The organism is Acidimangrovimonas sediminis, from assembly GCF_002871005.1.
Lineage (GTDB): Bacteria > Pseudomonadota > Alphaproteobacteria > Rhodobacterales > Rhodobacteraceae > Acidimangrovimonas > Acidimangrovimonas sediminis.
This window is the reverse complement of record NZ_PHSN01000014.1, coordinates 49,063-71,563: the sequence shown is the minus strand read 5'-3', so window position 1 is coordinate 71,563 and position 22,501 is coordinate 49,063. Positions and strand designations below refer to the sequence as shown.

Sequence of the window (22,501 nt, the reverse complement as noted above, 5' to 3'; positions counted from 1 at the left end):
GATGGCGGATCTGGCGGTCGATGCCGAGAAGGCGGGCCTGGGCGTTCACGCGCCCTGGCTCCGCGTCCTCGATTCCGCGGTCGGTTATGCGATCGAGATCCCGGCCGCCATCCTCGTGCTGGTCGAGGTGGTGGTGCTGTTCGCGGGCGTGATCGCGCGCTACCTGCTGGACAGCCCGCTGGTCTGGTCGGATGAGCTGGCCTCGCTTTGCTTCCTGTGGCTGGGCCTTCTGGGCACCTGCATCGCGCTGAGATCCGGCGCGCACATGCGGATGACAGCGGTGGTGGGCCTTCTGTCGCCACGCGGGCAGGCCTTTGCCGAGGTCATCGCCGTGGTGACGGCGGCGGCCTTCGTCGCGCTGATCCTGCAACCGTCCTACGATTTCGCGATCAACGAGATCATCATCACCTCGCCGGGTCTGGGCATTTCTGCCGCATGGCGTGCGGCGGCCCTGCCGGTGGCCTCGGTCCTGATGATCCTGATATCGCTCATAAGGATGCTGAAGGTGGGCAGCCTGGCCATGGTGCTGGGCGCCATCGTCGCCACCTTCGCGATCGGCATCGGGCTGGTCGCGCTGAAGCCGGTGTTCGAGGCGCTCGGAAACCTGAACCTGGTAATCTTCTTCGTGATCTTCCTCGCCGGCGCGATCTTTGCCGGCGTGCCGATCGCCTTTGCCTTCGGCCTTGCCACCTTCGCCTATCTCTCGCTGACCACCGAGATCCCGCTGTCGATCATCGTGGGCCGGATGGACGGGGGGATGTCGTCGCTCATCCTGCTGGCCGTGCCGCTGTTCGTGCTGCTGGGCTACCTGATCGAGATGACCGGGATGGCCCGCGCCATGGTCGGCTTTCTTGCCGATCTCGTGGGGCATGTGCGGGGCGGGCTGAACTACGTGCTGCTTGGCGCGATCTTCCTTGTCTCGGGCATATCGGGCGCCAAGGCTGCCGACATGGCCGCCGTCGCCCCCGTGTTGTTCCCCGAGATGAAGCGCCGCGGCGCCAAGCCCGGTGAACTGGTGGCGCTTCTGTCCTCCTCGGGCGCGATGTCCGAAACCATCCCCCCCTCGCTCGTGCTGATCACCATCGGCTCGGTCACGGGGGTGTCGATCTCGGCCCTGTTCGACGGAGGGTTGATCCCTGCGGTGGTGCTTGCGCTGGCGCTGGCGGGCGTCGCCTGGTGGCGCACCCGGGGCGAGGACATGTCGCAGATCAAGCGCGCCCCGCGCAAGCAGTTGGCGCGCAGCTTCATCGTCGCCATCCCGGCGCTGGTCCTGCCCTTCGTGATCCGCGCCGCGGTGATCGAGGGGATCGCGACGGCGACCGAGGTGTCGACCATCGGCATCGTCTATTCGGTCGTCATCGGGCTTCTGGTCTACCGCGAATTCGACTGGCGCCGGATCTACCCGATCCTGATCGGCACGGCCTCTCTCTCCGGTGCGATCCTGTTCATCATCGGGGCGGCCACGGGCATGGGCTGGGCGCTGACACAATCGGGTTTTTCCAGCCAGCTGGCGGCCTTCATGTCGTCGCAGCCGGGGGGCGCCTTCACCTTCATGGCGATGTCCATCGTGGTGTTCATCGTGCTGGGATCGGTGCTGGAGGGCATCCCCGCCATCGTGCTGTTCGGGCCGCTCCTGTTCCCGATCGCCCACATGGTCGGGATCAACGAGGTGCACTACGCCATCGTCGTCATCCTCTCGATGGGGATCGGCCTTTTCGCCCCACCCTTCGGCGTGGGCTATTACACCGCCTGCGTCATCGGCAAGGTGAACCCCGACGAAGGCATGCGCCCGATCGTCGGCTATCTCGTCGCGCTGATCCTGGGCGTCATCCTGATCGCGGCGGTGCCGTGGTTCTCGATCGGCTTCCTCTGAGGCTGATCCCTCACGTCTGAACATCGGAAGAACGGGGGCCGCGTTGCCACCCGAAGGAGGAAGTATGTCAAATTCGGCAGGCGCTGACGCGGTCGTCGTCACCGGCGGCGGCTCGGGCATCGGGCTGGCGGTCGCGGCGAAGATGAAGGCGGCAGGGTGGGAGGTCTTCCTCATGGATCTCGGCGCCGACCGTCTGGCGCAGGCCGCGGCCGATCTGGGCCTGCCCGAGGGTCATACGCTCGACTGCGACGTAAGCGACGAGGCCGCGGTCGAGGCGGCGTTCAAGGCGGTCTGCGCGACGGCGCGGCTGGCCGGTGTCGTGAATTCGGCCGGGATCGCGGCCGATACGCTTGCCATCGACACCCCGGTCGAGAAGTTCCGCCGCATCCTCGACGTGAACCTGACCGGGTCGTTCCTGATCGCGCGCACCGCCGCGCGGCACTGGATCGCCGAGGGGCGGGGCGGCAGCATCGTCAACATCTCGTCGGTCTCGGGCCTGACCGGCAACCGCGGGCGCAGCGCCTATGGCGCCTCGAAGGGCGGCGTGAACCAGATGACGAAGGTGATGGCGACCGAGATGGGCGCGCAGGGCATCCGGGTGAACGCGGTGGCGCCGGGGCCGGTGGATACCGCGCTTGCCCGGCAGGTCCACACCCCCGAGGTGCGCAAGCAGTGGAACGACCGGGTGCCGATGCAACGCTACGGCACGCCGGAAGAGATCGCCGAGGTGGTGGCGTTCCTGCTGTCGCCCGCTGCCAGCTACGTCACCGGTCAGATCATCGCGGTCGACGGCGGATTCATCAGCGCCGGCCTGAGGGTCTGATCATGGGGCGCGCGCGGCACATCCGGACGGAACCTTGTCGAACGGATCGCGGCGCGCGCCCCTGTCGCTCAGGCGCAGCGCTGGGTCAGCCCGCCGTCGACGATGATCTGCGTGCCGTTGACATAGCGCGCCTCGTCCGAGGCCAGGAACAGCGCGGCATAGGCGGTATCCCAGGCGTCGCCCATCTTGCCGGTCGGGCTTTGGGCGTTGCGCTTGGCAAGCATCGTTTCGACATCGGCGCCATAGCTTGCGGCCAGCGGCTCACGGATCATGGGCGTGTCCATCAGGCCGGGCAGGACGCAATTGGCGCGGATCCCCTGGCCCGCATATTGCAGCGCGACGTTCTGCGTCAGCGCCAGAACCGCCGCCTTGGATGCGGTGTAGGCGGCATAGGGAAAGCCGATCCAGCGCAGCGCGGCGGCGGACGAGATGTTGACGATGGCGCCGCCGCCGCCCTGAAGCATGTAGGGAATCGCGTGCTTGCAGGCCAGGAACACCCCGGTCTGGTTCACGGCGATCACGCGGTTCCAGCTGTCTTCGGAGGTCTCGACCGGGCCCCCCGTCGCCGCGATGCCCACGTTGTTGTGCAGGATGTCGATCCGGCCCAGTTGCGCGCGCGTCTCGGCGCAGGCCCGGGCCAGGCTGTCGCTGTCGGTCACGTCGGCCTCAACCGCCGTCGCCGCGAACCCCTCGTCTCCAAGCGCGGCGCAGGTGCGTTCGGCTGCGGCAAGGTCGCGGTCGGCGATGGCCAGCCGCGCCCCTTCGCGTGCGTAAAGCAGTGCCGCCGCCTTGCCGTTGTTCAGCCCCTCGGCCGGCGCGCCGCCGCCCAGCATCAGGATCGCCTTCCCCGCCACGCGTCCGCCGGCCGGTGTGCGCCCGGGCTCCTCCTCGGAATGTGTCATGAACTCTCCTCCACAAGGTCCATAATGTGGATCATCCACATTTTTCCTGTTCGCATGATTGCCCATGATTTGTGGCTTGAAAAGTCACCTTGGCGCCACAAAAATAGATCATGCAAGAAAGACTCGGAAAAGTGGTCCATATTATGAATTATCCCTGCGTGAGGTTCGCATGACCGATCAGGCCCTTTCCGGCGCGCAAAGCGTGGACCGTGCGCTTGGCCTTCTGGCCGTCGTCCGGCGCAATGCGGCCGAGGGGATCGGCCTGTCGGGGCTGATGCAGGAAAGCGGGCTGAACAAGCCGACGGTCCGGCGGTTGATGCTGGCATTGATCCGCGCGGGGCTGGTGGAGCAGGATGAGGCCAGCCGCCGCTATCACCTGGGCGAGGAGGCCTTCGTCATGGGGGCGCTGGCCGCCGGGCGGCATGGTCTGCTTGAGATCACGGGGGAAAGCTTGCGGCGGCTGACCGATGCCAGCGAGGATACGGCCTTCTTCTCGGTCATGCGGCGGGGCCATTCCGTCTGCCTCCAGCGAGAGGAGGGGCGTTTTCCGATCCGCACGCATGTGCTGGTGGCGGGGGAGCACCATCCGCTGGGGATCGGCGCGGGTTCCGCCGCGCTGCTGGCGGAGCTGTCCGACGAGGAGATCGAGCAGGTGATCTCCGAGAATGCCGCGGAGCTTGCGGCGCGCTACCCGCAATACACGGCAGAGGTGCTGCACGAGCAGGTGTGCCGGGCCCGGGCCGAGGGGCATTCCCTGAACCCCGGTCTGGTGCTGGCGAATTCCTGGGCGATCGGCATGGCGGTGCATTATCCTGACGGCCGGGTCGCGGGCGCCCTGTCGATCGCCGCGATCGACAGCCGCATGGGCGACGCGCGGCGGGCCGAGCTGGTCACCCTGATGCGCACCGAGAAGGCCCGCATCGAACAGAAGCTGGAACGCATGTTCGCCCCGCGCGCATCCGCCGGGGCAACCCTTGGAAACAGGAGGAGACAAGGATGAGCAAGGCACAGATCGTCGGTTGGCACCATGGCAAGTTCGGCAAGTCCGAGGCGCCCTCGACCGAAGCGCTGATGGCCGAGGTGGTGGCACAGGCGCTGGATCACGCGGGCGTCGGCGCCGAGGCGGTCGACGGGATTTTCGTCGGCGTCATGAACAACGGCTTCTCCAAGCAGGATTTCCAGGGGGCGCTGGTGGGCATGGTGCATGAGGGCCTCGCCACCACTCCGGCCACGCGGTATGAGAACGCCTGCGCCACGGGGTCCGCGGCGCTGCACGGCGCGATGGATTTCATCGAGAGCGGACGCGGGCGGATCGCCCTTGTGGTCGGGGCCGAGAAGATGACGGCCACCCCCACGGCAGAGGTGGGCGATATCCTTCTCGGTGCCTGCTACCGGCCCGAGGAATCCGAGATCGACGGCGGTTTCGCAGGTGTCTTCGGCGGCATCGCGCGGACCTATTTCCAGCGGTACGGGGACAAGTCGGAAGAGCTGGCGATGATCGCGGCCAAGAACCATGCGAACGGCGCGGTGAACCCCTACGCCCACATGCAGAAGGATTTCGGCTTCGATTTCTGCAACACGATTTCCGACAAGAACCCCTATGTCGCGCAACCGCTGCGGCGCACCGATTGCTCTCTGGTGTCCGACGGTGCCGCGGCGCTGGTGCTGGCGGATGAGGAGACGGCGGCGGGTCTTGCGCGCGCCATCGGGTTCCGCGCGCGCAGCCACCAGAACGACGTGCTGGCGCTGAGCCGCCGCGACCCGATCGCGTTTGACGGCGCGCGCCGGGCATGGGTCAAGGCGCTGGAGGACGCGGGCGTCACCCTCGACGATCTGGATTTCGTCGAGACGCACGACTGCTTCACCATCGCCGAGCTGATCGAATACGAGGCGATGGGTCTGGCCGAGCCGGGCCAGGGCGGGCGGATCCTTCGCGAGGGGCTGACGCAGAAGGGCGGCAAGCTGCCGGTGAACCCCTCGGGCGGGCTGAAGGCCAAGGGCCACCCGATCGGCGCTACGGGCGTGTCGATGCATGTTCTGGCGGCGATGCAGCTGATGGGCGAGGCGGGCGCGATGCAGATCCCCGGCGCGGGCATGGCCGGTGTCTTCAACATGGGCGGCGCCGCCGTGGCCAACTACGTCTCGATCCTGGAGCGGGTGAAATGACCACCGGTTATCGCGAAACGGCGTTCGATCCGGGCTTTGCCCCGGTTTCCACCCGGGTGTCGAACCTTGCGCATTTCGTCACGCGCGCGGCCCGGCGCCAGGCAGGCGAGCCCGCCGTGATCTGGGGCGACAGCCTCTGGACCTGGGCCGAGTTCGAGGGTCGCATCAACGCCATGGCGGCATGCCTGCGCGACCGGTTCGGCGTGCGCAAGGGCGACCGCATCCTGGTGCAGTCGCAAAACTGCAACCAGATGTTCGAGTCGATGTTCGCGTGCTTCCGCCTCGGTGCGGTCTGGGTGCCGACGAACTATCGCCAGACCCCGGACGAGGTTGCCTACCTGTGCGAGGCGAGCGGGGCGAAGGGCATGATCTGCAACGCGGACTTTCCCGATCATGCCGCCGCCTGCAGCGCGCTGGCCTCTCCGCCGGACTTCGTCGTGGCGATCGGTCAGGCCGGGTTCGGGCCGGATTACGACGGGCTGGTCGCGGAACACCTTGGTGCGGTGGTCGGCGATGCGGCGGTGGACCGCGACGATCCCTGCTGGTTCTTCTTCACCTCGGGCACGACGGGCCGGCCCAAGGCGGCGGTCCTGACCCATGGGCAGATGGCCTATATCGTGACGAACCATCTGTGCGACCTGATGCCCGGGCTGACCGGGCAAGACCGTTCGATCGTGGTGGCGCCGCTTTCGCACGGCGCGGGGGTGCACCAGCTGACCCAGGTCGCGGCGGGGGTGGCGACGATCCTGCCCGCCGCCGCCAATTTCGACGTGGCCGAGGTCTGGTCGCTGGTGGAGCGGTGGAAGGTTTCCACCATGTTCACCGTGCCCACGATCGTGAAGCGGCTGATCGAGCATCCGGCGGTCGACGCGTATGACCGAAGTTCGATCCGCTACGTGATCTATGCGGGCGCGCCGATGTACCGCGAGGATCAGAAGCGCGCGCTGGCCAAGCTGGGCCCGGTCCTCGTGCAGTATTTCGGGCTGGGCGAGGTGACCGGCAACATCACCGTGCTGCCCCCGCATGCCCACCGGCCGGAGGACACCGCCGACGCCCGTCCGGGCACCTGTGGTTATGAGCGTACCGCGATGGAGGTGACGATCCAGGCCGAGGACGGCACGATCCTGCCGGCGGGCGAGACCGGAGAGATCTGCGTGACCGGCCCGGGGGTCTTCGCCGGCTATTACCGCAACCCCGAAGCGAATGCGAAATCGTTCCGCGACGGCTGGTTCCGCACCGGGGATCTTGGCCATCTCGACACCGAGGGGTTTCTGTTCATCACCGGCCGTGCCTCGGACATGTACATCTCGGGCGGTTCGAACATCTACCCGCGCGAGATCGAGGAAAAGATCCTGACCCACCCGGCCTTGAGCGAGGTCGCGGTGTTCGGGGTGCCCGATCCGCAATGGGGCGAGGTGGGCGTCGCGGTCTGCGTGCCCAAGCCGGGCGCCACGGTGACGGAGGCGGAAATCGCCGCACTGCTGGCCGAGAAGGTCTCGCGTTACAAGATCCCCAAGCGGATCCTCTTTCTCGACGAGATGCCCAAGTCGGCCTACGGCAAGATCACCAAGAAGCTGGTGCGCGAGACGCTCGAGGCGCGGGGGCTGCTGACCCTCGGGCAGGACGCGTGATGCCGGGAGGGGATCGTCGCCATGCCGCTTAACCCGGAGATCCGCCACCCCGGCCCGGTGTCGCCCGACCGTGACACCCGGGCACCGGCCAGGGTGCAGCCGATCAGCTTTTCCATCGCACCGGGCCAGACGGTCGAGGAGGGGCTGGCCCGCGGCCTGCGCGCCGCGGGCTGTGACAGCGCCTATGTCGAGATGTCGGCGGCGCCGCTTGCCCCGTTCGCCTTCGTCATGCCCGCTCCGTCGCCCGATGACAGCCATGCCGCGTGGTATTCGCCGACCATCGCCCATCCCGCTGCGACGGTGCTGCGGGCGGGCGCGATCGTGGGGTGGCGCGAAGGTGCGCCCTTCGTCCATTGTCACGGGAGCTGGCAGGCGGAGGGCGGGCCGGTCGAGATGGGGCATCTGCTCTGCCCCGACAGCCGCGCGGCGGCTGAGATCGCGGTGCAGGGCATCGGCCTGACGGGCGGCGCCTTCGTCTCGCGCGAGGACGCGGAGACCTGCTTTCGCCTTTTCGCCGCCGAACCGATGGGCATGTCGCCGCCGCGCCCGCGGGCGCTGGCCGTCACGCTGAAGCCCAACACCGATGTGCCGACTGCGCTGGCGGCCATCTGCCGCGAGGCAGGCTGGCGGCGCGCCCGGATCCGCGGCATCGGCAGCCTGAACGGCGCGGTCTTTGATGACGCGCCGCCAATGCATTCCTTCGCGTCGGAATTCCTCGTCCTCGACGGGCGTTACGACGCGCCGCAGGAGGCTGGGGAAGGGAACGCGGAAGAGGTCGGGGCGGCAAGGCTGCGCATCGCGATCGTCGATGTGGACGGCGCGATCTTCGAAGGCTGGCTGGTCCCGGGGGAGTGCCCGGTCTGCGTCACCTGCGAATTCGTGTTGACCGAGGAGGACGGCGCGCCCCCGGTCGGCCAGGGGGCCACGACCTGAATTCGTCGCCTATGGTCCGGGACGGCGGCGTCCTGTCACCCCGGGCTTGCGGCCTGCGGGGGCAGGCACCGTCTGCCATGGGCGGTGTCGCAAATCTTCCGGTCCTTGGGCCCTCGGCCCTGATTGCGGTCTGAACGGGGTGTCCTATGCGCCGGGCCCGCCTCCCTCGACAGCGGCGCGGAAGCGGTCCTTGTCTTCGGGCGAGAGGGGCGAAAAGATCAGCAGCGTCAGGTCGGAACGCCCGTCCACCCCGAAGGAGGAGAACTCCATCCGCAGGTCGCCGAAGACGGGGTGCCGCAGCACCTTCTCACCGCCGAAGGGGCCTATGACCTCGCTCTCGCGCCAGATCGCGGCGAAGTCGGGGCTTGCACGGGTCAGTTCGTCCAGCAGCTCCTGCACGTGCGGATCGCCGGCCGCTTGCAGCGCCTCGGCCCGGAAGCTGGCGACGATGAACCGCGCGACCGAAAGCCAGTCGTGCTGGGCCTCCCGCGACCGGGGGTCGAGGAACATCCGCCGCAGGATGTTGCGCGCCTCCGGGGGCTCCTTTTCATAGTCGCTCAGCAGCACGGTCGCGGCACGGTTCCAGCCCAGCACGTCGAAGGCCACGTTGCGGATCAGCGCGGGGCAGGGGTCGAGGGCATCCAGCACCCGTTGCAGCCGAGGCGAGATATCCTCGGCATGGCGGCTGTGCCGTTCCGGCGGGTGCCCCCGGCCCAGCATGTACAGATGCTCACGCTCGGCATCCGTCAGCATCAGCGCCCGCGCCACCCGGTCCAGCACATCGGCCGAGGGCGCGCCGCCGCGCCCCTGTTCCAGCCAGGTGTACCAGGCGGGAGAGATATGGGCGCGCTGCGCGACCTCTTCGCGCCGCAGCCCCGGGGTGCGGCGGCGCCCCTCCGGATAGCCGAGGGCAGCCGGGTCCAGCCGGGCGCGGCGGTCCTTCAGGTACTGGCCCAGGCTCTGGCCGAGGGGTTGCTTGCCATCGGGGCTGCGGGGGGATGTGCCGTCCATGCTCACCTTCCAGCCTGTTAAGCCGTATAACAGGATAAAGTCACTACTTTAACACGATAGCATCCGTGCGCAGGTAGCGTCCATATCGCAATGAGGAGAAGATCCATGCATGTCTTCGTAACCGGCGCCACGGGGTTCATCGGGGCCGCCGTCACCGCCGATCTGCTGGCCGCGGGCCACAGCGTGACCGGTCTTGCCCGCTCGGCCGAGAAGGCGGGGGCGCTGGCCGACACTGGCGCCGAGGTGCTGATGGGCGACGTGAACGACCTCGACCTGATGGCCCGGACCTGCGCCAAGGTCGACGCCGTCGCCCACCTGGCCTTCAACCACGATTTCACCCGCTTCAGGGAAAACTGCGAGGACGACCGCAAGGTGATCCACGCCATGGGGCAGGCGCTGGCCGGCACAGGCAGGCCGATGGTCGTCACCAGCGGGATTCCCGCCGCGCCGGGCCGGGCCTCGGTCGAGACGGACAGCCATCCGGGGAGCGATGTCATGCCGCGCGCGGCCAGCGAGGAAGCGGCGCAGGAGGCAGTGGCGGCCGGGGCCAACATGGGCATCATCCGCTTGCCGCAGGTTCATGACACGGCGCATTTCGGACTGATCACCTTCTTCGCGCAAGTTGCGCGGCAGAAGGGGTTTGTCGGCTACGCGGGGGACGGGTCGAACCTCTGGCCCGCCGCCCATTTCAGCGATGCGGCACGGGTGTACCGCCTTGCGCTGGAACGGGCCGTGCCGGGGGCCGTCTATCACGCCGCGGCCGAGGCCGGCGTGCCCGCGGTCGAGGTGGCCGAGGCGCTGGCGAAGGGCATGGGCCTGCCGGTGCACGCCCTCGACGACGCCGAGGTCGAGGGCTATTTCGGCCCGCTGGCGCATTTCGCCCGTTTCAATATCCTCGCGTCGAGCGACTGGACGCGTGAGGTGCTGGGATGGGAGCCCACCGGCCCCGGCCTGCTGGAGGATCTGCGGCGGATCGAGAGCCTCGCGTAACGACTCCGCACCCGGGCCGCCACCTCGGTGGCGCGCTCCGGGCCATCGTGCCCGGCCAATACTCGCCCGGGCAGGTTTGCCACGCGGCGAACGGTCGCCAGCCACCGTGCCCGCTGGCCCGTCACGCCCGGGGCCTCAGCCGGTATGCCGTAGAACCTCGGTTTGCCGGGGCGGGAGCTACCGGGGTGGGCTTGCCGTGGGCTTGCACCGGACAGACGCCTGCATCGCAGGTGTTCCTGCCGTCTTCGCCGGGGTCCGGGCGCGGCCATGCCGCACGGATCGGCGGCGCGGCCCTCAGACCACGGTGTCGAGCGCGGGCGGGTCGTCGCCACGATCCACTGCCCGCAGGTTGGCGATCATGCGGGTGATCGAGGCGACGAAGGCATCGGCCGACATCGCGCCCACGTGCGGGGTGACGATGATCCCGTCGACGCCGACCAGCGGGTTGCCGGTCTCTGCCGGTTCGGTCGCGAAGACATCGACCGCGGCGCCGCGGAGGTGGCCCGAGACGACCGCGGCGGCAAGGTCGGCCTCGACCACCACGCCGCCGCGCGCCGCGTTGATCAGCAGCGCGCCCTGCTTCATCCGGGCCAGCGTCGCCGCGTCGATCAGCCCCCGCGTCTCGTCGTTCAGCGCGCAATGCAGCGTCACCACGTCGGATTGCGCAAGCAGGTCGTCCAGCGGCGCGAAGCGGACGCCCAGCTCGGCCTCCTCCTCCGGGGTCAGCGGGGTGCGCTTGGCATAGAGGATGGTGCAGCCGAAGCCCGCCAGAAGCCGCGCCAGCGCCTTGCCGATGTAGCCCAGCCCGACGATCCCCACGGTCTTGCCCGACAGCCGCATCGAGCTGCTCGAGAGGTCCTGCTTCAGCCACTTGCCGTCCAGCATGCCGACATGGCCGCGCACGATATTGCGGTTCAGCGCCAGGATGAAGCCCAGTGTCGTCTCGGCCACCGCGACCGCGTTCGATCCGGTCGTGCGCATCACCCGCACGCCGTGGGACTGCGCTGCCTCGCAATCTATGTTGTCATAGCCCACGCCCCATTTGTGGACGCCCCTCAGCCCCGGCACCGCCATCATGCCGGCGCTGACCGGCACGTCGCCGGTGATCGCGAAGCTGGCGCCCTCGAGCGCCGCGATCTGGTCGGCCGGCGCGCGCGAGGCGGCGGTGGTGACGGTCCAGCCCTCGGGCAGGTAGGGGCGAATACGCTCCAGCCGCGCCTCGGGCATCGGGTCGAGCATCACGATCCTGGTCATCGGGCGGGGTCTCCGGTCTCAGGCCTTGGCGGCGGGGGTGGCGGAGCCCTCGGGCGTCTCGGGGGCCTTGTCGGGCCAGAACCGCACGCCGGGTCGCGCCAGCCCGCCGCCAAGCGCCATCACGGTGCCGTCGGCGCGCCAGCAGGCGGCCCCGGTCATCATGCCGTCGGCGCCGAAGCCGATCGCGTTCATGCCGCCGCCGATATGGGGGACGATCTTCACCTCGTGCCCCGCGGCCTCCAGCGCCGGGGCGCGGTCGGTCAGCGTCTTCTCGATCTCCAGCTCTCCGCCCTGGGTCCAGACGCGGGGTGCCTCGACCGCTTCCTGAAGGCTCATGCCGTGGTCGATCAGGTTGACGATCGCCTGCAGCGCAGAGGGGAAGATGCGCAGGCCGCCCGGCAGCCCCAGCGCGAAGGCGGGCACCCCGTCCTTCAGCGCGATCATCGGGGCCATCGAGGTGGGCACCCGCTTGCCCGGCGCGACCGAAAGGGCGCGGCCCGGCCGCGGGTCGAAATTCGACATGTAGTTGTTGGGGATGATCCCGGTACCCGGCACCATGTAGCGGGCGCCGAAGAGGCCGTTGATGGTGTGGGTCGCGGTCACGATCATGCCGTCGCGGTCGGCCACGGTGACATGGGTGGTGTCGCGGCTCTCGTAGCCCGGGGCAGGGGGGGCGGAGGTGCCCAGCCGGGCCCGGCATTCGGCGGCGTAGGCCTTCGACGTCAGCCGCGCCACCGGCACGTCGACGAAGGCCGGGTCGCCGGAATGCGCGCGGCGGTCGGCAAAGGCCACCTGGAGCACCTGTGCCAGAAGGTCGATCCCCGCATCGGTGCCGAAGCCCAGCCCCGCCACGTCGTAGGCTTCCAGCATGTTGAGCATTTGCAGGATGTGAACGCCCGAGGAGGCCGGCGGCGGCGGCCCCACGATCTCGAACCCGCGGTAGGTGCCGTGCAGCGCCTCGCGTTCCGCGGGCCGGTAGGCGGCAAGGTCCTCGCGCGTGATCCAGCCGTCTCCATCGCCGCCCGTCGCCATGCTCTCGGCCAGCGCCGCGCCGAGCGCGCCGCCATGCAGCGCCGCCGCGCCCTCCTCTGCAATGAGGGACAGGCTTTCCGCATAATCGCCCATCGTCAGCCGGTCGCCGGTGCGGGGCACCGCGCCGCCGGGCATCAGGACGGAAGAGATCGCCGTATCGGCGGACAGATCGGCCGCGTTCTCGCGGATCGCGCCGGAGAGGTAGTCGGTCACAAGGAAGCCGCGCCGGGCGAGTCGGATGGCGGGCGCCACGACATCGGCGAAGGGCAGCTTTCCAAACTGCTCATGCAGGCGGCACCAGCCCGCAAGGTTGCCCGGAACCGCGACAGCCGAGGGGCCGACCAGATTGCGCCGGTCGCGCACGTCGTAGCTGAGCGGGTCGTCGGAGATCGGGGTGTAGATCCCCGGTTGCATGCCCGACGCCGCCGTCGCCAGCGCGTCGATCACCACGTGGCGGCCGTCGGGCAGCCGCAGGTGCGACAGCCCGCCGCCCGCGATGCCCACCATCATCGGCTCCACCACCGTCAGCGCCAGAAGCGTGCCAACCGCCGCATCCACGGCGTTTCCGCCCGCTGCCAGAAGCTCGGCCCCCGCCGCGGCGCCCAGCGGATGGTTGGCCACGACCATGCCGCCGGCCCCCGTCGCGGGGCGCTTCTCGCAGGTGAAGGGAAGCGGGGATCGGGTCATGTGAAGCGCCTGTCGAAGGGGGAGGGAAAGCGGAGAATCGACCCAGCCGTACCCCAGCTTCCGCCGCTTGCCAACGCCGTAACTTTTATGGGGAAACGAAGAATTTTCTATTGGACAGAAAGCACCCCCGGCTTCCTCACTTGGGGCCATCAAGGCCGGCAGAAGCCTCGACAGCGAGGCCTCGGCCAGACCCGACCAACAGGGAAGACGACATGACCAAACACCGGACATCCGGCAATTCCGCCACCCGCCGCACGATCCTCGGCGGTGCGCTGACCCTTGCCGTGGGCACGCTGGGCGGCTTCGCCCCGGCGCAGGCTGACGACCTGAAGGGCACCGTGACGCTGATGGCGTATTCGGGCCTCTTCCAGGACAAGTACACCGAGGCCGTGGTGAAACCCTTCGAGAAGGCGCACCCCGGCGTCACGGTGAAATACTACACCACCGGCAACTCGGCCCAGATGCTCGGCACGCTCAGGGCGCAGAAGGGGTCGCCGCAGGTCGACGTGGTGATCTTCGACGCCTCGACCAGCCTGATCGGCGACAAGGAGGGGCTTCTGGCGAAGCTTCCGGTTTCCGAGAATCCGGTGATCGGCGAGCTGTCGAAACAGGCGATCATCAAGAAAGGCTACGGCCCCGCCGTGACCTTCGACAACCTCGTCTTCGTCTACAGCAAGAAGGCGTTCCCGACGCCGCCCACCTCGATCGACGCGCTCTGGGACAAGAAGCTGAAGGGGCGCCTGGGGATAAGCTCGATGCCCAACATCCAGGGCGCGGCACTTCTGGCGATCGTCGCGAAATCGCTGGGCGAGGATTACACAAAATCCGTCAGCAAGGCGGTCGACAAGCTCGCCACGCTGTCGCCCTCGGTCCAGACCTTCGACCCGAAGCCCGACGGCTACACCATGGTGCTGAACGGCGATCTGGACATGGCGACCGGCTGGAACGCGCGGGCGCAGTTCTATGCCCAGAAGAACCCCGACAAGCTGGGCGTCATGCTGCCGAAGGAGGGCAGCGTCCTGCAGATCAACACGATCAACCTGGTGAAGGGCGCGCCCAACACGCCGGCGGCCAAGGCGTTCATTGATTACGCGCTTTCGGCCAAGGCGCAGAAGGCCTTCACCGAGGCGATGTACTACGCGCCGGTGAACCCCAAGGCGAAGATCTCGGCCGAGGCGGGGGCCAAGACCGCGGCCAGCAAGCTTGACCAGATGCTGCCCTTCGACTGGGCGTGGGAGGCCACGGTCGCGGGCAAGTGGACCAAGGACTGGCAGCGCAAGATCGTGCCCGGGCGCTGATGAGGGGTGATCTGACGATGCAGGATGGCGCGCGCGCCAGCACTGGCCCGGCTTCCGCTTCGGCGCCCGATACGGCACATGTCACGGTTGAGAACCTGACCTTCGACTACGGCGGGGACAAGCCCGCCGTGGACGGCCTGAACCTGGGGATCCGGCGGGGCGAGTTCCTTGGCCTGCTCGGCCCCTCCGGCTGCGGCAAGACCACGACGCTGCGCATGGTGGCCGGGCTGATCGCGCCGACCTCGGGGCGGATCCTCGTGGGCGGGGACGATATCGTCGCCCGGCCCCCGTGGGAACGCAACCTGGGCCTCGTGTTCCAGTCCTACGCGCTGTTTCCGCACATGAGCGTGGCGCAGAACGTGGCCTTCGGGCTGCGGCTGCGAAAGCTTGGTCGCACGGAGGTGGCCGACCGGGTGCAGGAGGCGCTGCGCACCGTCCGTCTGGATGGTTTGGGGGACCGCAAGCCCGCGCAGCTGTCGGGCGGCCAACAGCAGCGGGTGGCGATCGCCCGCGCCATCGTCATCCGCCCCGATATCCTGTTGCTGGACGAGCCGCTTTCGAACCTCGACGCGCGGCTGCGCGACGAGATGCGGTTCGAGCTGCGCGATATCCAGATGCGCACCGGCATCACCACGCTGTTCGTCACCCACGACCAGCAGGAGGCGCTGACGCTCTGCGACCGGATCGCGGTGATGAACGGCGGCAAGCTGGAGCAGGTGGGCACGCCGGAAGAGATCTACGACCGGCCCGGCTCGCGCTTCGTGTCGCATTTCATCGGGCGGGCCAACGGCTTCGACTGCCGGGTAACCGGCAGCGGCGCCGCGGCGCGGCTGGAGCTGAATGGCCGCGCCCTCCCGCATGCGGCAGACCTGCCCCCCGGGCCCGACGTCACCGCCGTCCTGCGGCCCCACGCGGTGGAGCTTTGCACCCCCGACGAGGGGATCCTTCAGGGCGTGGTTCACCGCCGCGCTTTCATGGGCAATGCGCTGGAGATCGAGGTGGAGCTGGAGGGGGGCCAGATGATCTTTGCCGAGCTGCGCCCCGGCGGACCGGGCGACGACAGCGCGCGTCCGGGCCGGGCCGTGGGTCTGACCTGGCGGCCCGAGGCGATCCGGGTGTTCCCCGCATGACCGCCGTTCCCGCCGCCCCCGCGAAACGCCGGGCCGCCGCAGCCTTCCGCGAACCCGGCACCGGCGGGCCGCTGACGCCCTGGATCCTGATGGCGCCGGTGCTGCTGGTGCTGTGCTTTTCCTTCATCGGGCCGCTGGTCTGGCTGTTCCGCATGGCGCTGAACCAGTCGGACAACGGCGCGATCATCCCCGCCGTCAGCCTCGACACCTATCGCGACGTCTTCTCCGATCCCTACTACCTCGACCTGCTGCTGCGCTCGCTGGAGCTGTCGATGACCGCGACGGTGCTGGCGACCGCAATGGCCTATCCGGTGGCGCTGACGCTTCTTCGGATGGAATCGCGCTGGCGCACGGTGCTGGCGGTGCTGGCCACCTCGCCGCTGCTGGTGTCGGTGGTGGTGCGCGCCTATGGCTGGATGGTGACGCTGGGCGACAACGGCTTCGTCAATTCCTTCCTGCAATCGCTGGGCCTGATCCACGACCCGATCCGCATGGTGAACAATTACACCGGCGTGGTCATCGGCCTGACCGAAAGCATCATGCCCTACATCTTCCTCACCGTGATGGCCGGGCTCGACCGGCTGGACCGGCGACTGGACGAGGCGGCGATGAGCCTGGGCGCCCCGCCCGCCACGGTGTTCCTCAAGGTGACGCTGCCGCTCTCGGCCCCCGCCATCGTGGCCGGGCTGACCATCGGCTTCGTGCTGTCGGTCTCGTCCTTCATCACGCCGGAGCTTCTGGGCGGTGGCCGGGTCTTCGTGCTGGCGACCGAAGTCTACAACATGGCGCTGGTCTCGCTCGACTGGCCCACGGCGGCGGCGCTGAGCTTCGTCATGCTGGTGATCTTCTTCATCGCGCTTCTGGTCGCCGGGCGGCTGGTGAAGCGGCTGGGCTAGGGGGCGGACATGCAGTCGTTACTTCCGAAACTCGGGCGGCTCTACGTGATCGCGGTCTTCGCCTTCATCTTCCTGCCGCTGATCCTCGTCCTGCTGATCTCGTTCAGCACCGACGATTACCTCAACTTCCCGCCGCACGGCTGGGGCCTGCGCTACTATCACGAGGTGCTGGGCAACGCGAACTTCATGGCGGGCATCCGCAACAGCGCGATCATCGCCGCCATCGTCATGGTGCTGAGCCTCGCCTTCGGGCTTCCGGCGGCCTATGCGCTGACCCGGCTGAACTTTGCGGGCCGCGATTTCCTGCGCAGCTTCGTGCTGGCGCCTTTGATCCTGCCGACCATCGTGCTGGGTCTCGGCATCCTGATGATCTTCACCCAGTTGCACCTGACGGCCACCTACCCGGGCCTCGTGCTGGCGCATCTGGTGATGACGCTGCCCTTCACCGTGCGCATCCTGCAGACGACGCTGGGCAACCTCGGGACCGAGGTCGAGCAGGCGGCGATGACGCTGGGCGCACGCCCCTTGCAGACCTTCCGCTACATCACCCTGCCGCGGCTGGTGCCGGGGCTGGTGGCGGCGGGGGCGATCTCGGCCATCCTGTCCTTCGACGAGGTGGTGCTGTCGCTCTTCATCGTGGGGCCCCGGCTGACCACGCTGCCGGTCGCCATCTATCGCTACGTCGACGAACGCACCGACCCGATGGTCGCCGTGCTGGCCGTGCTGCTGATCGCGGTCTCGCTGGGCATCGTGCTGATCGTCGAGCGTTCCGTAGGCTTCGCCCGCGCCTTCGGGCGCTGATCTTTCCCAGAGGATACCATGAGCTACCAGATCAACGACATGCCCGCCCAGATCCCCGATGCCGACCTCGACCTGCTGCGGCAGTGCGAGACGGCGACGCTGGGCCACTGGCGCCTGCGCGGCTTTCTCTCGCGCGAGATCCAGCCGATCCTGCCGGGCCGCCGGGTGGTGGGCACCGCGGTGACCATCGCCATCCCGGGGCCGGATTCGACCCTGCTGCATCACCTTCTGGGCCTGCTGCGGCCCGGCGATTTCGTCATCGTCGACCGTCTGCACGACGACCGCTACGCCTGCTGGGGCGGGGGTGTCACCGTCGCCGCCAAGGCCGCAGGCGCGGTCGGGGCTGCGGTCGACGGCCCCTGCACCGACGCCGAGGAGATCGTCGCCTCCGACTTCCCGATGTGGTGCCGCGGCCTCTCGGCCATCACCACGCGGCTTTACGATCTGGGCGGCGCGATCAACGTGCCCGTCTCGTGCGGCAACACGGTGGTGATGCCGGGCGACGCGGTGCTGGCGGATGAAAGCGGTGTGCTGGTCCTGCCGCGCGGCGAGGTCGCGACCGAGGCGAAGGAGGCGATCGCCCGGCAGGAGCGGGGCAAGGCGCGCGAGGCCGAGGTGCGCGACCGCAAGATCAGGCTTGGTGACGCGAGCGGCGCCACCGCCAAGGTCCTGGCCAAGCTGGCCTAGGCCCGGAGTTCACGACCGGTTTTCGGACGTCTGCCGGTGCGGCAGGCGCCCCGGACCTGACGGCGGACAGAGGGGCGGCCGTGCGGTCGTGGGGCAGGGTGGCCCCGCATCTCCGGCCAGCGGCAAGGATTGCCCGACGTCTCCGTCAAAAATACCCGGGGTGCAGCGCCATGATCTGCCGCACCGCCTGAAGCGTGCCCGACAGGTGTTCGCGCACCGCCGCCTCGGTCGCGCCAAGGTTCCCGGCGCGGATGCCGTCGAGGATCTGGCTGTGGCAGTTCAGGATGGTCGCAGGTTTGCCCGGGTCGGGCAGGTTGAGCTGGCGCAGGCGGTCGATATGGCCCGAGCGGTCCGAGATCAGGTGCCATAATGCGGCATGGCCGACCGCATCGCACAGCGAGAGATGGAACTCGAAGTCGAGCGATGCGAAACGCTCAAGGTCGTTGATGTCCAGCGCCTGCCGTTGCCGCAGCAGGATCTGTTCGCTCTGGGCCAGAAGCGACGGATCCCGTTTCGCAGCCAGCGTGCGGCAGATCTCGAGTTCCAGCCCGAGGCGCAGGAACTGGGTCTCGCGCGCATGGTGGATGTCGATCGGCGTGACGATCGTGCGCGACTGGGGAAAAATCTCGATCAGCCCTTCCTGTTCGAGCCTAAGGAACGCGTCGCGCACCGGTGACTGGCTGACGCGATACCCTTCGGCGATCTGTTGCCGATTGAGGCTTTCGCCCGGTTGCAGCACGAGGCGAACGATCCGGGCCCGTAACGACTGGTAGATCTGCTCGGACACTGGAATCCGGCGCGACTTGTTCGAAGGCATTGGAAAGACGCCTGAATTTCTTAGTGCCTCGGTCATTCAATTCGGATCCCGGGTTTGAGGTCGTTCAACACAGCCTAAAGCAAGCTTGCGCGAGATACACTAATATATTAGTCGTCAAGGCGCGCGCCATGGAGGTGGCGTCAGAACCCAGGGAGGCAACATGAAAAGCATAACTCGCACCATCCTTGCCGGCTGCGCCGCCGCCGCGCTCAGCGCGGGCGCCGCTCAGGCGATGACCGTGACGATCCAGTCGTCGTTCAATGCGAACGACTTCACGATGAAGTTCTTCACCGACACCTGGCTGCCGAAGCTGGCCAAGGAAACCGACGGGCGGGTGAAGATGAAGCTGCTGCCGAACGGGTCGGTCGTTCCGGGCAACCAGACGCTGGATGCCACCGCGATGGGCGTGATCGACGGCGACTTCACCTCGACCAGCTATTTCGCGGGCAAGGAACCCGCCTTCGCGCTGCTGGGCGATCTGATCTCGGGCTATGACACGCCCGAGCAGATGCAGGATTTCTGCAAGGACGATCAGGGCACCAAGCTGTTGCAGGAGGCGATCGACAAGGTCGAGGGGGCGGGCAAGGTGAAGGCCGTGGCCTGTGGCCCCTACGGCAAGGAGGCCCTGCCGGCCCGTGTTGCGATCCCTGATTTCGCCGCGATGAAGGGCAAGAAGATCCGCGCGCCGCAGGGCCTTGAATCCGCGATCTTCGCCGCCGCCGGCGCGGTGCCGGTCTCGATCCCGTTCTCCGAGGTGTTCTCGGCGCTCCAGAAGGGCACGGTCGATGCGGCCGACGCCTCGGTCTACATCAACAACGCCGAGATCGGCATTCACGCGGTCGCGCCCTATTCGCTCTATCCCGGGATCTCGTCGATGCCTTCGATGCAGCTGACGATCTCGGATGCGAAGTGGAAGAAGATCTCGGCCGCCGACCAGAAGACGATCCGCAGCTGGTGGTACGACGCGATGGCGGCGCTGTCCAAGGACGTGGCCAAGCAAAGCGCCGACCGCGCCAAGAAGGACGCGGCCGACGGCAAGGTGCATCTGATCGACTGGTCCGACGAAAGCCGGGCCGAGCTGCGCAAGGTCGCCCGCGGGCAGTGGGAGGTCTTCGCCAAGAAGAGCGCGCTGGCGCAGAAGGTCCTCGACGCCGACCTCGCCTACATGAAGACGCTCGGCATCGCGCCGAAGTGAGCCTGGCGCGGCGTCCCCTGCGCGAAACGGGGGCGCCGCGTGCCACTTGATCCCCGGGTGACCGCTGCATGCAGCACCCGTTCCCAGCCCATGCGGAGGCCCTCATGAAGGCTCTTCTGTCGCGCCTCGTCGCGGCGATGGACCGAATAAGCGTGTTCATCGGCCAGGCCAGCGGCGTGTTCTATTTCACCTGCATCGCGCTTTCGGCGATCGAGGTGTTCCGTCGCTATGTCCTGAACGATCCCAGCGACTGGTCGATGGAAGTGGTGATGACGCTCTGCGCCTCGGCCTGGGCGCTGGCTGTGGGCTACGTCACCCAGCGCGACCGCCACATCGCCATCACCATGCTGGAGCTGCTGGTCGGCCCCCGGGTCTGGCGCTGGTTCCGGCTGCTGCAGCTTGTTATCGCCATCGTCACCATCGCCACCCTGTGCTGGGCGGTCTGGGATCCGGCGATGCGCCAGTTCGCCTCGCCCGAACGGTCAGGCACGGCCATGAACTCGATCCAGCCCGCCTATTTCCACGTGCTGATCCTCGTCAGCGGCTTCCTCTACCTCGGTCAACTGATCGCCAACCTGATCCGCTGGTTCGACGAGCCCGCGATGGAGCCGCGCCATGGGCATTGAACTCATCACGATCCTGATCGTCCTGGCGCTTCTGGGGCTGATGGCGCTGGGGGTGCCGCTGGGCATCACCACGCTTGCCGTCTCGCTGGGCACGGCGATCCTCTATTTCGGCACCACCGCGGGCTTCTTCCTCGTCTCGGCCAACGTGACGGAGGTGTTTTCCAAGTACGACCTCGTCGCGGTGCCCTTCTTCGTGTTCATGGCGAACGTGCTTGAACGATCCGGCATGGCACGGGAGCTTTTCGATGCCATGGCGATCGCCGGCGGGCGGTTCCATGGCTCCATCGGGGTGCAGACCTCGGTCGTGGCGGTGCTTCTGGCGGCGATGTCGGGGGTGATGGGGGGCGAGATCGTGATCCTCGGCCTCGTGGCCCTGCCGCAGATGCTGCGGCTGGGCTACGACCGCAAGCTGGCGATCGGCATCATCTGTGCCGCGGGCGCGCTGGCCACGCTGATCCCGCCGTCGATCATCCTTATCATCTTCGGACTGGCCGCGCAGATCTCCATCACCAAGCTGTTCACGGCCTCGATCCTGCCGGGTGTTCTGCTGGCATCGCTCTATGTCGCCTACATCCTGATCCGGGTGCGGCTGAACCCCGGCCTCGCGCCGATCTACGACGTGCCCGAGACGGGCCTGCCGTTCTTCCGGCGCCTGCGCTACCTCAAGGGCGTGGTTCTGCCCGGGCTGCTGATCGTCGTCGTGCTGGGCATCATCTACACCGGCATCGCCACGATCACCGAGGCCGCGGCGGTGGGCGCCGTCGGCTCCATGGTAATCGCGGCCCTGCGGCGGGAGCTGAGCTGGACCATGGCGCGCGACGCCATGCGCCAGACGGTCATCACCGTGGGCTCGATCATCTGGCTGGTGATCGGCGCGGTCTCGCTGGTGGGGATCTACAACCGCATCGGCGGCGATGATTTCCTGCACGGGCTGCTGTCGTCGCTGAACATTCCGCCGCTGGCGGTGATCGTCGTGATGATGCTGATCGTGATGGTGCTGGGCACCTTCCTCGAATGGATCGCGATCCTCTTCATCACCGTTCCGATCTTCGTGCCGGTGGTCATCAACCTCGGGTTCGATCCGGTCTGGTTCGGCGTGCTTTTCGCCATGAACCTGCAGATCTACTACCTTTCGCCGCCCTTCGGTCCGGCCTGCTTCTTCCTGAAGTCGGTTGCGCCCAAGGACATCGAGCTTCAGGAAATCTTCGTCGCCGTGCTGCCCTTCATCGGGTTGCAGATCATCGGGCTGCTGCTGGTGCTGTTCTTCCCCGAGATCGCCCTGTGGCTACCGCAGCTGACCAACTAGGGAACCCGCCATGACCCAGGACGACCTGACCCGGCACGAGGAAGAGCTCACCCCCGACGCCTATGATGCGGACGCGCGGTGGGAGCCGAAGTTCGGCAACTGGCCCGAGGTGGCCGGTGTGCTGCTGACGCTCGCGCTGATCTGGATGAGCTTCGCGTTCAGAGGATAGGATGCGACGGGCGGGCCCCGCCGATCCGGGGGCTGCCCGCCGGTTCGGCCAACGGTCGCGAAAGATGCCGCCGGGACATGGCGGGGCCGAGTTTCGCGCTTTCCGGTTTCCTCCAGCCGGGGAAGCCTTGAGCATGCCGAGCGGCTGTCGCGTGGCCCGTTCCAGGCTAGGGTTGCGCGGTTGAAGGACATGGGCGGCGAAGCACACTACCCGACCTTGGCGCGCCTGCTCGAGAATGCGCCTTGAACCGAGCTGCACTATGCCGGCTTCGTCA

21 protein-coding genes are annotated in these 22,501 nt (G+C 67.9%); 16 read left to right on the top strand and 5 right to left on the bottom strand.

Annotated elements, in window-relative coordinates; genetic code table 11:
* The first annotated feature begins 1 nt into the window (after window position 1).
* Window positions 2-1,873, top strand: coding sequence for a TRAP transporter large permease (locus tag CVV76_RS13940; RefSeq protein WP_102225280.1), 1,872 nt, complete (start codon window positions 2-4; stop codon window positions 1,871-1,873).
* A gap of 64 nt (window positions 1,874-1,937) precedes the next feature.
* Complete coding sequence (locus CVV76_RS13935; protein ID WP_102225279.1) at window positions 1,938-2,696, top strand: SDR family NAD(P)-dependent oxidoreductase; 759 nt, start codon at window positions 1,938-1,940, stop codon at window positions 2,694-2,696.
* Between the two features lie 68 nt (window positions 2,697-2,764).
* Here the strand turns inward: CVV76_RS13935 and CVV76_RS13930 are convergent, their stop codons facing one another.
* Window positions 2,765-3,598 (bottom strand): SDR family NAD(P)-dependent oxidoreductase, encoded by an 834-nt coding sequence (locus CVV76_RS13930; RefSeq protein WP_102225278.1) that lies wholly within the window; start codon window positions 3,596-3,598, stop codon window positions 2,765-2,767.
* Between the two features lie 169 nt (window positions 3,599-3,767).
* On the opposite strand from CVV76_RS13930, the gene CVV76_RS13925 reads away from it, so the two are divergent.
* The 4 genes from CVV76_RS13925 to CVV76_RS13910 are packed head-to-tail and all read left to right on the top strand — an operon-like array spanning window position 3,768 to window position 8,328.
* Window positions 3,768-4,598, top strand: a complete 831-nt coding sequence (locus CVV76_RS13925) for an IclR family transcriptional regulator (RefSeq protein ID WP_102225277.1) — start codon at window positions 3,768-3,770, stop codon at window positions 4,596-4,598.
* Window positions 4,595-5,764, top strand: a complete 1,170-nt coding sequence (locus tag CVV76_RS13920) for an acetyl-CoA acetyltransferase (RefSeq protein ID WP_102225276.1) — start codon at window positions 4,595-4,597, stop codon at window positions 5,762-5,764. The genes CVV76_RS13925 and CVV76_RS13920 overlap by 4 nt, the downstream gene beginning before the upstream one ends.
* Window positions 5,761-7,395, top strand: a complete 1,635-nt coding sequence (locus tag CVV76_RS13915; RefSeq protein ID WP_102225275.1) for an acyl-CoA synthetase — start codon at window positions 5,761-5,763, stop codon at window positions 7,393-7,395. The genes CVV76_RS13920 and CVV76_RS13915 overlap by 4 nt, the downstream gene beginning before the upstream one ends.
* A gap of 21 nt (window positions 7,396-7,416) precedes the next feature.
* Window positions 7,417-8,328 carry a PCC domain-containing protein gene (locus CVV76_RS13910; protein WP_102225274.1) on the top strand — a complete coding sequence of 304 codons (912 nt, stop codon included), beginning with the start codon at window positions 7,417-7,419 and terminating at the stop codon, window positions 8,326-8,328.
* Window positions 8,329-8,472: 144 nt separating this feature from the next.
* Here CVV76_RS13910 and CVV76_RS13905 read toward each other — a convergent pair whose 3' ends face one another.
* Window positions 8,473-9,339, bottom strand: coding sequence for a helix-turn-helix transcriptional regulator (locus tag CVV76_RS13905; protein WP_102225273.1), 867 nt, complete (start codon window positions 9,337-9,339; stop codon window positions 8,473-8,475).
* A gap of 105 nt (window positions 9,340-9,444) precedes the next feature.
* On the opposite strand from CVV76_RS13905, the gene CVV76_RS13900 reads away from it, so the two are divergent.
* Window positions 9,445-10,329, top strand: a complete 885-nt coding sequence (locus CVV76_RS13900) for an NAD-dependent epimerase/dehydratase family protein (RefSeq protein ID WP_102225272.1) — start codon at window positions 9,445-9,447, stop codon at window positions 10,327-10,329.
* 294 nt (window positions 10,330-10,623) lie between these two features.
* Here CVV76_RS13900 and CVV76_RS13895 read toward each other — a convergent pair whose 3' ends face one another.
* Together CVV76_RS13895 and ggt are read right to left on the bottom strand one after the other, a co-directional pair.
* The gene (locus CVV76_RS13895; protein ID WP_199178606.1) at window positions 10,624-11,583 is read right to left on the bottom strand and encodes a 2-hydroxyacid dehydrogenase; all 960 of its coding nucleotides are present in this window, start codon (window positions 11,581-11,583) and stop codon (window positions 10,624-10,626) included.
* An 18-nt stretch (window positions 11,584-11,601) separates the two neighbouring features.
* Complete coding sequence (ggt, locus tag CVV76_RS13890; protein WP_102225271.1) at window positions 11,602-13,302, bottom strand: gamma-glutamyltransferase; 1,701 nt, start codon at window positions 13,300-13,302, stop codon at window positions 11,602-11,604.
* Window positions 13,303-13,514: 212 nt separating this feature from the next.
* Here ggt and CVV76_RS13885 point away from each other — a divergent pair, with 212 nt between their 5' ends.
* Genes CVV76_RS13885 through CVV76_RS13865 form a run of 5 tightly spaced genes read left to right on the top strand, consistent with a single transcriptional unit; the run spans window position 13,515 to window position 18,114 of the window.
* Window positions 13,515-14,600, top strand: a complete 1,086-nt coding sequence (locus tag CVV76_RS13885) for an ABC transporter substrate-binding protein (protein ID WP_102225270.1) — start codon at window positions 13,515-13,517, stop codon at window positions 14,598-14,600.
* A complete protein-coding gene (locus tag CVV76_RS13880) occupies window positions 14,600-15,730 on the top strand; it encodes an ABC transporter ATP-binding protein (RefSeq protein WP_199178605.1) in 1,131 nt (376 codons plus the stop codon). Before CVV76_RS13885 ends, CVV76_RS13880 begins: the two co-directional genes overlap by 1 nt.
* On the top strand, window positions 15,727-16,626 hold the full coding sequence (locus tag CVV76_RS13875) for an ABC transporter permease (protein WP_102225269.1): 900 nt from the start codon (window positions 15,727-15,729) through the stop codon (window positions 16,624-16,626). Before CVV76_RS13880 ends, CVV76_RS13875 begins: the two co-directional genes overlap by 4 nt.
* 9 nt (window positions 16,627-16,635) lie before the next feature.
* Window positions 16,636-17,427, top strand: coding sequence for an ABC transporter permease (locus CVV76_RS13870; protein WP_102225268.1), 792 nt, complete (start codon window positions 16,636-16,638; stop codon window positions 17,425-17,427).
* 18 nt (window positions 17,428-17,445) lie between these two features.
* Window positions 17,446-18,114, top strand: coding sequence for an RraA family protein (locus CVV76_RS13865; RefSeq protein WP_102225267.1), 669 nt, complete (start codon window positions 17,446-17,448; stop codon window positions 18,112-18,114).
* Window positions 18,115-18,259: 145 nt separating this feature from the next.
* Here CVV76_RS13865 and CVV76_RS13860 read toward each other — a convergent pair whose 3' ends face one another.
* Complete coding sequence (locus tag CVV76_RS13860) at window positions 18,260-18,931, bottom strand: GntR family transcriptional regulator (protein ID WP_233192913.1); 672 nt, start codon at window positions 18,929-18,931, stop codon at window positions 18,260-18,262.
* Window positions 18,932-19,091: 160 nt separating this feature from the next.
* Between CVV76_RS13860 and dctP the strand changes: the two genes are divergently transcribed.
* The 4 genes from dctP (at window position 19,092) to CVV76_RS24970 (ending at window position 22,227) form a co-directional block, all read left to right on the top strand.
* On the top strand, window positions 19,092-20,126 hold the full coding sequence (gene dctP / locus CVV76_RS13855; protein WP_102225265.1) for a TRAP transporter substrate-binding protein DctP: 1,035 nt from the start codon (window positions 19,092-19,094) through the stop codon (window positions 20,124-20,126).
* Between the two features lie 104 nt (window positions 20,127-20,230).
* Window positions 20,231-20,752, top strand: coding sequence for a TRAP transporter small permease subunit (locus tag CVV76_RS13850; protein ID WP_102225264.1), 522 nt, complete (start codon window positions 20,231-20,233; stop codon window positions 20,750-20,752).
* The gene (locus tag CVV76_RS13845) at window positions 20,742-22,058 is read left to right on the top strand and encodes a TRAP transporter large permease (protein ID WP_102225263.1); all 1,317 of its coding nucleotides are present in this window, start codon (window positions 20,742-20,744) and stop codon (window positions 22,056-22,058) included. The genes CVV76_RS13850 and CVV76_RS13845 overlap by 11 nt, the downstream gene beginning before the upstream one ends.
* Before the next feature lie 10 nt (window positions 22,059-22,068).
* Window positions 22,069-22,227 carry a hypothetical protein gene (locus CVV76_RS24970; protein WP_158243155.1) on the top strand — a complete coding sequence of 53 codons (159 nt, stop codon included), beginning with the start codon at window positions 22,069-22,071 and terminating at the stop codon, window positions 22,225-22,227.
* The last annotated feature ends 274 nt before the right edge of the window (window positions 22,228-22,501 follow it).

Excerpts from the sequence above, each read along its gene's own strand:
- CVV76_RS24970 (WP_158243155.1), top strand. The coding sequence starts at position 22,069 with ATGACCCAGGACGACCTGACCCGGCACGAGGAAGAGCTCACCCCCGAC.
- CVV76_RS13925 (WP_102225277.1), top strand. The coding sequence starts at position 3,768 with ATGACCGATCAGGCCCTTTCCGGCGCGCAAAGCGTGGACCGTGCGCTT.
- CVV76_RS13885 (WP_102225270.1), top strand. The coding sequence starts at position 13,515 with ATGACCAAACACCGGACATCCGGCAATTCCGCCACCCGCCGCACGATC.
- CVV76_RS13875 (WP_102225269.1), top strand. The coding sequence starts at position 15,727 with ATGACCGCCGTTCCCGCCGCCCCCGCGAAACGCCGGGCCGCCGCAGCC.
- CVV76_RS13895 (WP_199178606.1), bottom strand. The coding sequence starts at position 11,583 with ATGACCAGGATCGTGATGCTCGACCCGATGCCCGAGGCGCGGCTGGAG.
- CVV76_RS13940 (WP_102225280.1), top strand. The coding sequence starts at position 2 with ATGGCGGATCTGGCGGTCGATGCCGAGAAGGCGGGCCTGGGCGTTCAC.
- CVV76_RS13870 (WP_102225268.1), top strand. The coding sequence starts at position 16,636 with ATGCAGTCGTTACTTCCGAAACTCGGGCGGCTCTACGTGATCGCGGTC.
- CVV76_RS13865 (WP_102225267.1), top strand. The coding sequence starts at position 17,446 with ATGAGCTACCAGATCAACGACATGCCCGCCCAGATCCCCGATGCCGAC.
- CVV76_RS13860 (WP_233192913.1), bottom strand. The coding sequence starts at position 18,931 with ATGCCTTCGAACAAGTCGCGCCGGATTCCAGTGTCCGAGCAGATCTAC.
- CVV76_RS13880 (WP_199178605.1), top strand. The coding sequence starts at position 14,600 with ATGAGGGGTGATCTGACGATGCAGGATGGCGCGCGCGCCAGCACTGGC.
- CVV76_RS13850 (WP_102225264.1), top strand. The coding sequence starts at position 20,231 with ATGAAGGCTCTTCTGTCGCGCCTCGTCGCGGCGATGGACCGAATAAGC.
- CVV76_RS13930 (WP_102225278.1), bottom strand. The coding sequence starts at position 3,598 with ATGACACATTCCGAGGAGGAGCCCGGGCGCACACCGGCCGGCGGACGC.
- dctP (WP_102225265.1), top strand. The coding sequence starts at position 19,092 with ATGAAAAGCATAACTCGCACCATCCTTGCCGGCTGCGCCGCCGCCGCG.
- CVV76_RS13900 (WP_102225272.1), top strand. The coding sequence starts at position 9,445 with ATGCATGTCTTCGTAACCGGCGCCACGGGGTTCATCGGGGCCGCCGTC.
- CVV76_RS13915 (WP_102225275.1), top strand. The coding sequence starts at position 5,761 with ATGACCACCGGTTATCGCGAAACGGCGTTCGATCCGGGCTTTGCCCCG.
- CVV76_RS13910 (WP_102225274.1), top strand. The coding sequence starts at position 7,417 with ATGCCGCTTAACCCGGAGATCCGCCACCCCGGCCCGGTGTCGCCCGAC.
- CVV76_RS13905 (WP_102225273.1), bottom strand. The coding sequence starts at position 9,339 with ATGGACGGCACATCCCCCCGCAGCCCCGATGGCAAGCAACCCCTCGGC.
- CVV76_RS13920 (WP_102225276.1), top strand. The coding sequence starts at position 4,595 with ATGAGCAAGGCACAGATCGTCGGTTGGCACCATGGCAAGTTCGGCAAG.
- CVV76_RS13845 (WP_102225263.1), top strand. The coding sequence starts at position 20,742 with ATGGGCATTGAACTCATCACGATCCTGATCGTCCTGGCGCTTCTGGGG.
- CVV76_RS13935 (WP_102225279.1), top strand. The coding sequence starts at position 1,938 with ATGTCAAATTCGGCAGGCGCTGACGCGGTCGTCGTCACCGGCGGCGGC.
- ggt (WP_102225271.1), bottom strand. The coding sequence starts at position 13,302 with ATGACCCGATCCCCGCTTCCCTTCACCTGCGAGAAGCGCCCCGCGACG.